Annotated in this window: 7 protein-coding genes; 6 read left to right on the top strand and 1 reads right to left on the bottom strand. The window is 61.8% G+C overall.

Going from position 1 to position 7229, the window contains the following annotated elements; genetic code table 11:
- Positions 1-741 (top strand): ribonuclease HII (rnhB, locus tag ACE3UG_RS19195; RefSeq protein WP_374626863.1); only part of this gene is annotated, 741 nt, incomplete at its 5' end.
- The gene (locus tag ACE3UG_RS19190) at positions 738-1517 is read left to right on the top strand and encodes a TrmH family RNA methyltransferase (protein ID WP_374626861.1); all 780 of its coding nucleotides are present in this window, start codon (positions 738-740) and stop codon (positions 1515-1517) included. The genes rnhB and ACE3UG_RS19190, both read left to right, overlap by 4 nt.
- 125 nt (positions 1518-1642) lie before the next feature.
- On the opposite strand, the gene ACE3UG_RS19185 is transcribed toward ACE3UG_RS19190, so the two are convergent.
- Positions 1643-2521 (bottom strand): pyruvate, water dikinase regulatory protein, encoded by an 879-nt coding sequence (locus tag ACE3UG_RS19185; RefSeq protein WP_374626859.1) that lies wholly within the window; start codon positions 2519-2521, stop codon positions 1643-1645.
- Between the two features lie 46 nt (positions 2522-2567).
- Here ACE3UG_RS19185 and ACE3UG_RS19180 point away from each other — a divergent pair, with 46 nt between their 5' ends.
- The 4 genes from ACE3UG_RS19180 (at position 2568) to ACE3UG_RS19165 (ending at position 6866) form a co-directional block, all read left to right on the top strand.
- Positions 2568-2795, top strand: a complete 228-nt coding sequence (locus ACE3UG_RS19180) for a hypothetical protein (RefSeq protein ID WP_374626857.1) — start codon at positions 2568-2570, stop codon at positions 2793-2795.
- Positions 2788-5178: a phosphoenolpyruvate synthase gene (ppsA, locus tag ACE3UG_RS19175; RefSeq protein ID WP_374626855.1), complete on the top strand. Its 2391-nt coding sequence runs from the start codon at positions 2788-2790 to the stop codon at positions 5176-5178. Before ACE3UG_RS19180 ends, ppsA begins: the two co-directional genes overlap by 8 nt.
- Positions 5179-5343: 165 nt before the next feature.
- Positions 5344-5778, top strand: a complete 435-nt coding sequence (locus tag ACE3UG_RS19170) for an NfeD family protein (protein WP_374626853.1) — start codon at positions 5344-5346, stop codon at positions 5776-5778.
- A 113-nt stretch (positions 5779-5891) separates the two neighbouring features.
- Positions 5892-6866, top strand: a complete 975-nt coding sequence (locus ACE3UG_RS19165; protein ID WP_374626851.1) for an SPFH domain-containing protein — start codon at positions 5892-5894, stop codon at positions 6864-6866.
- Positions 6867-7229 lie beyond the last annotated feature (363 nt).

Genomic DNA, 7229 nt, shown 5'->3' with positions numbered 1-7229 from the left:
GACGCGAAAGTGCGTCGTGCTGGGCGCGAGGCGACGGCGGGCGATGGCGTCGGGCCGGGGGCTTCCCGGTCGCGTACGCGCGCAGTCCGGGCAACGTTGCCGCAAATGGCGCTCGACCTGTTCGCCGATGTTGCCGCCGATCTCACATGTGGTGTGGACGAAGTGGGGCGCGGTCCGCTCGCGGGGCCGGTCGTGACGGCGGCCGTGATTCTCGATCCGGCGCGCCCGATCAAGGGGCTGGCCGATTCGAAGAAGTTGACGGCACCGCGTCGCGAGGCGCTCTACGAGGAGATCGTCGAGCGCTCGCTCGCCTATTGCATTGCCGAGGCGAGCGTGGCGGAGATCGACGCATTGAACATTCTCCACGCGACGATGCTCGCGATGCAGCGCGCTGTGAACGGCCTGTCGCGTGTGCCGGCGCTGGCGCTCATCGACGGCAATCGCTGCCCCGCGTTGCCCATGCGTGCAGAGGCAATCATCAAGGGCGATGACAAGGTGCCGGCGATTTCAGCGGCGTCGATTCTCGCGAAAGTCACGCGCGACCGCCAGTTGGTCGCCCTGCACGACGTCTTCCCGCAATACGGCTTCGACGAGCACGTCGGCTACGGCACGCCCCGTCATCTGGAGGCGTTGCGTCTGCACGGGCCGAGTCCGCATCATCGCCAGTCGTTTGCGCCGGTGCGCGAAGCGTTTGAAATCTTCGGTGCGCTCACCGTCCCTCGCGTGGGGACTTCGTCATGAAGCTCATCAGTTCCAAAGACAATCCGTTCTACAAGCGCCTGAAGCAATTGGCGCAGTCGAATCCGCAGCGACGCAAGCTCGGTCAGACGCTGCTCGAAGGCGTGCACCTGGCCGACGCTTATCTCGATGCGCTGGGGCAGCCGCTCGTTTGCGTGGCGGCGGAATCGGCATTGGAGAACGACGAAGTGGCGCAGATCTGGGCGCGGGTAGACGCCGATCGCCGCGTGTGTTTGCCGCATGCTCTGTTCGAGCCGCTGTCGACACTCGTCAATGGGGTGCCGCTGCTGTTTGTCGTCGCGATGCCGTCCGGGCATCTGCCGGCATCGCAAATAACGGACTGTGTCATCCTCGATGCGGTGCAGGATGCGGGGAACGTCGGTTCGATTCTGCGCAGCGCGTCGGCGGCCGGAGTGCGTGATGTGTATTGCATGTCGGGTACTGCGCTCGCCTGGTCGAGCAAGGTGCTGCGCGCCGGCATGGGCGCGCATTTCTCGCTGAACATCGTGGAGCACTGCACGCCAGACTCGCTCGCACCGCGTTTATCGGTGCCGTTGCTGGCAACGAGCTTGCAGGCAACGACGTCGCTGTACGAGCAGGATTTGCGGGCGCCCGTCGCATGGGTCTTCGGAAACGAAGGCGCCGGTGTGTCGCCACAATGGCTTGAGCGCGTGCAAACACCGATCCGTATCCCGCAGCCTGGCGGCATGGAATCGCTCAACGTGGCGGCTTGCGCCGCGATCTGCCTGTTCGAGGCGGTGCGCCAGCGACTCATCTGAGCCGGCGCGCGCAATGCCCGCCACGACCTCAACAAGAAGGGACGCGCGTGGCGTCCCTTCTTGCTTCCTGCATCTGGCGAGGTGCGTTGCGCACCGCAAACAACGGCGGCAAACGTCAGTACATGTCAGTACACGTCACGTTCCAGCTTGATTTCCTGCAGGATGGTCGTGGCGATTTCTTCGATCGACTTGTGCGTCGACGATAGCCACTTGATGCCTTCGCGGCGCATCATCGCCTCCGCTTCGTTGACCTCGTAACGACAGTTCTCCAGCGACGCATATTTGCTGCCGGGGCGACGTTCGTTGCGAATCTCCGAGAGGCGTTGTGGATCGATGGACAGCCCAAAGATCTTGTCTTTGTACCGATCGAGCGTGGAGGGTAGTTTTTCGCGCTCGAAGTCTTCCGGTATCAACGGATAGTTCGCGGCCTTGACGCCGTATTGCATGGCGAGATAGAGCGTCGTCGGCGTCTTGCCGCTACGTGACACGCCTACAAGGATCACGTCTGCGCTTTGCAGGTTCTTGTTGGATTGGCCGTCGTCGTGCGCCAGCGAGAAGTTCACGGCTTCGATCCGGTTCTTGTACGCTTCGCTGTCGGCATTCTGGTGGACGCGGCCGATGGCATGCATCGACTTGAGGCCCAGCTCCTGTTCCAGCGGTTCGATGAACGTCTGGAACATGTCGAGAATCACGCCCTGACAGTTGCGCAGGATCTCATTGGCGCGCGCGTCGACGAGCGTGCTGAAGATGATCGGGCGGATATTCTCGCTCCGATACATTTCATTGATCCGTTGCGCGGTTTCATAGGCTTTATCGACGGAATCCACGAACGGGACGCGGATCTGACGGAAACGCATCTCGAATTGCGCGAGGATGGAATGGGCGAACGTTTCGGCGGTAATCCCGGTGCCGTCGGACACGATGAAAACCGGACGCGCAGCGACGAGTTTGGCCGGCGCGTCGGGGGATGTCGGGGAATTTCCGGTAGGGTTGGCGTCGGTCATGCGCAGAATCGCAAAATGGTGCGTTGCACGGTAGAATAGCGGCAACTTGTTGGATAAGCAATTGCGCGACCATCGCACGCTGTCCGGTTTCCGGCCCGGCTGGCGGGGCATGACGGGGCATTCGGATGGTTCGATGCAGGTCGTCGGGCGTTGGCCCCTGGGACTCGACGCCGCCCATGTGCGATTTCTTATCCAACAGGTCGCTCGGCCCATGGCAGTTTTGGCCGATCGTCCGAAAATTTTTTTTTCTTACCTTTGGGGCTTTTATGACTAACGCAGCACACAACGGCGCCTACGTGGTGCCGTTTGAGCATCTGCGCATGACCGACGTCGAGTCGGTCGGCGGCAAGAATGCATCGCTTGGCGAAATGATCAGCCAACTGGCCGGCGCCGGCGTGCGCGTGCCGGGCGGTTTTGCCACAACGTCTTACGCATTCCGCGAGTTCCTCCAGCACAACAACCTGACTGAGCGTGTCGCCAAGCGCCTCGAGGGGCTTGACGTGGACAACGTCAAGGCGCTCGCGGAAGCCGGCGCCGAAATCCGTCAATGGATCGTCGACGCACCGCTGCAGCCGCAACTCGAGAAGGACATCCGCGAGCAGTTCGCACGCCTCACGGCCGACCAGCCGGATGCGTCGTTTGCCGTGCGCTCGTCGGCAACGGCTGAAGATCTGCCGGACGCCTCGTTCGCCGGTCAGCAGGAAAGCTATTTGAATGTCGTCGGTGTCGAAAGCGTGCTCGATCGCATGAAACATGTGTTCGCCTCGCTTTACAACGATCGTGCGATTTCGTATCGCGTACACAAGGGCTTCACGCACGCTGAAGTGGCACTGTCGGCGGGCGTTCAGCGCATGGTGCGCTCGGATTGCGGTGCCTCGGGCGTGATGTTTACGATCGACACGGAGTCGGGTTTTCAGGACGTCGTCTTCATCACGGCCAGCTATGGTCTGGGTGAGACGGTCGTGCAGGGTGCCGTGAACCCGGACGAGTTCTACGTCTTCAAGCCGACGCTCAAGGCCGGCAAGTATCCGATCATCCGCCGCACGCTGGGCTCGAAGCTCGTGAAGATGGAATTCACGCAGCCGGGCGAGCCGGGTCGCGTGAAGACGATCGACGTACCGATGGAGCTGCGCAACCGCTACTCGATCACCGACGACGATTGCGCCGAACTGGCCAAGTACGCGCTGATCATCGAGAAGCACTACGGTCGTCCGATGGACATCGAGTGGGGCAAGGACGGTCGCGACGGCAAGATCTACATTCTGCAGGCGCGTCCGGAAACGGTGAAGAGCCAGTCGGTCGGCAAGGTCGAGCAGCGCTTCAAGCTCAAGGGCGACGCACCGGTGCTGGCCACGGGGCGCGCCATCGGTCAGAAGATCGGTGCGGGTCCTGTGCGCGTGATCATGGATCCGAGCGAGATGGAGCGCGTGCAGCCGGGCGACGTGCTGGTGGCCGACATGACCGACCCGAACTGGGAGCCGGTGATGAAGCGTGCCTCGGCGATTGTGACGAACCGTGGTGGCCGCACCTGCCATGCGGCCATCATCGCGCGCGAACTGGGTGTGCCGGCCGTGGTGGGTTGCGGCGACGCGACCGACGTGCTCAAGGAAGGCGCGCTTGTGACCGTCTCGTGCGCCGAAGGCGACGAAGGCAAGATTTACGACGGTTTGCTCGAAACGGAAGTCACCGAGATTCAGCGCGGCGAAATGCCGAAGATCCCGGTGAAGATCATGATGAACGTTGGCAATCCCCAGCTCGCTTTCGACTTCGCGCAACTGCCGAACGAAGGTGTGGGCCTGGCGCGTCTGGAATTCATCATCAACAACAACATCGGTGTGCATCCGCGCGCGATTCTCGAGTACCCGAACATCGACGCCGACCTGAAGAAGGCGGTCGAGTCGGTGGCGCGCGGTCATGCGTCGCCGCGTGCGTTTTACGTCGACAAGCTGGCCGAAGGGATCGCCACGATTGCGGCGGCTTTCTACCCGAAGAGTGTGATCGTGCGCCTGTCGGACTTCAAGTCCAACGAGTACAAGAAGCTCGTCGGCGGTTCGCGTTACGAGCCGGATGAAGAGAACCCGATGCTGGGCTTCCGTGGCGCTTCGCGCTACATCTCGGAAGACTTCGCCGAAGCGTTCGAAATGGAATGCCGCGCGCTCAAGCGCGTGCGTGACGAAATGGGGCTGACCAACGTCGAGATCATGGTGCCGTTCGTGCGCACGCTCGGTCAGGCGAAGCGCGTGGTCGACATGCTGGCCGGCTTCGGTTTGAAGCGGGGCGAGAACGGTCTGAAGCTGGTGATGATGTGCGAAGTGCCGTCGAACGCCATTCTGGCCGACGAGTTCCTCGAGTACTTCGACGGCTTCTCGATCGGCTCGAACGATCTGACGCAGCTCACGCTGGGTCTGGACCGCGATTCGGGCATGGAACTGCTGGCGAAGGACTTCGACGAGCGCGATCCCGCGGTGAAGTTCATGCTGAGCCGTGCGATCAAGGCGTGCCTGTCCAAGGGTAAGTACGTCGGCATTTGCGGCCAGGGCCCGTCGGATCATCCGGATCTGGCCGTGTGGCTGGCGAAGGAGGGCATTGCGTCAATGTCGCTCAACCCGGACACGGTGATCGAAACGTGGCAGCAGCTTGCCACGTTGACCAAGTGATCGTTGCTCTGACGGCCATGATGGCGGCCTGAATTGAGGCACGTCCGAGTGGCAGCTCGGACGCTTCCGAAAAGCCCAAATCCCTTGTGGGGCGTGCGCTGATCGGTTGGTTTCATGCTATAAACCCCGGTATCACACCGGGGTTTTTTGCATCTGGGAGTTGCGATGGAACAGGCTTGGCTTTGGTTCGGCGTTGCCGGATTGACCGTGGTGCTGGAGCTGGCGAGTGGCACGTTCTATCTGTTGATGGTTGCGCTGGGTATGTCGGCCGGCGGCATTGCGGCGCTATTGCGCGCCGACTGGCCGTTGCAATGGGTGGCCGCCGCGGCGGTGGCGGGCGTGGCCGTGTGGTTGCTACGCCGCAGCCGGTTCGGCCAGCGTCGCATCAAGGTCGACGCGACGGCGGACCCCAACACCAACCTCGATATCGGACAGCGTCTGCGCGTGGAGGTTTGGCGCGCGGACGGTCAGGCGCGGGCGAAATATCGTGGTGCCGAGTGGGACGTCGAGCTTTTGCCGGGAGAGTCGCCCAGCGCGGGATGGTTCGTGATTTGTGAGATTCGCGGCAGCCGTCTGTACGTCGCCCATGAGGCGGGGTAGGGCGCCAAAGCGCGTGCCTGACCTTTTGCCTTGGTGTCGGTGCATTGCACGACCCGCGTTTGCGGGTGGCTGAGAACTTGCTCGCTGTCGTGGCGGGCGCTTCAGGGGGAAACATGTTATCCAACGTCGCGTTTATTATCTTCATCATTGCCGTGATCATCGCGGCGCGCTCGATCAAGATCGTGCCGCAGCAGCACGCCTGGGTGGTCGAGCGTCTGGGCAAGTATCACGCGACGCTCACGCCGGGGTTGTCGATCGTTGTGCCGTTCGTGGATCGCGTGGCCTACAAGCATCTGCTCAAGGAAGTGCCGCTCGACGTTCCGAGCCAGATCTGTATCACCAAGGACAACACGCAGTTGCAGGTTGACGGCATTCTGTATTTCCAGGTGACCGATCCGATGAAGGCATCGTACGGTTCGAGCAACTTCATCGTCGCCATCACGCAACTCGCGCAAACGACGCTGCGTAGCGTGATCGGTAAGCTCGAACTCGACACGACGTTCGAGGAGCGCGAGTTCATCAATCACAGCGTGGTGAATGCACTCGACGAGGCGGCGTCGAACTGGGGCGTGAAAGTGTTGCGATACGAAATCAAGGACCTTACGCCGCCCAAGGAAATCCTGCATGCGATGCAGGCGCAGATTACGGCTGAGCGTGAAAAGCGCGCGCTGATCGCGGCGTCGGAAGGAAAGCGACAAGAGCAGATCAACCTGGCGTCCGGCGCGAGGGAAGCTGCGATTCAGAAGTCGGAGGGGGAGCGCCAGGCGGCGATCAACCAGGCGCAGGGCGAAGCGTCGGCCATTCTGGCGGTGGCCGAGGCGAACGCGGAGGCGATCCACAAGATCGCGACGGCCATCCAGACGCAGGGCGGGATGGAGGCGGTCAACCTGAAGGTTGCGGAGCAGTACGTCGACGCTTTCAGCAAGATCGCCAGGACGAACAATACGTTGATCGTGCCGGGTAATCTGACGGATATGAGCGGCATGATTGCATCGGCGCTCAAGATCGTGCGCGGTACTGAGGGCGGGTCGACGGCGGGCGGCGACGGCGGCGTTGGCGGTTTCGGCAATTCGGGGACTCGGCGCTAACCTGACCTCGCAAAAGAAACGGCCCGTGAGGGCCGTTTCTTATGGGGCGGGGCGAATGCTGCTGTTGCGGCACAAGGCTGACGTGAATTAAGGTCGTTAAGCGCGTTAAGGGCGTTAAGGGCGTTAAGGGCGTTAAGGGCGTTAAGGGCGTTAAGGGCGTTAAGGGCGTTAAGGGCGTTAAGCGCGTTGAGCCCATTAAGCGCGCTGTGCGCGTTGTGCGCCCAAAGTGCCTCACGTGTAGAAGTTCAGACTTGATCTGACAGTAAGGCCTTGCCAAGAGGCGGGGTTACCCGTTTTGATAGAGGTGCGAATCTTCATCAAAACAGCGCGCAAGCGCCAAGGAGTAACCCCGTGAGTAGTCTC

The organism is Pandoraea sp., assembly GCF_041919235.1.
In the GTDB taxonomy this organism is placed as follows: Bacteria; Pseudomonadota; Gammaproteobacteria; order Burkholderiales; family Burkholderiaceae; genus Pandoraea.
This window is presented reverse-complemented; position numbering and strand designations above follow the sequence as displayed.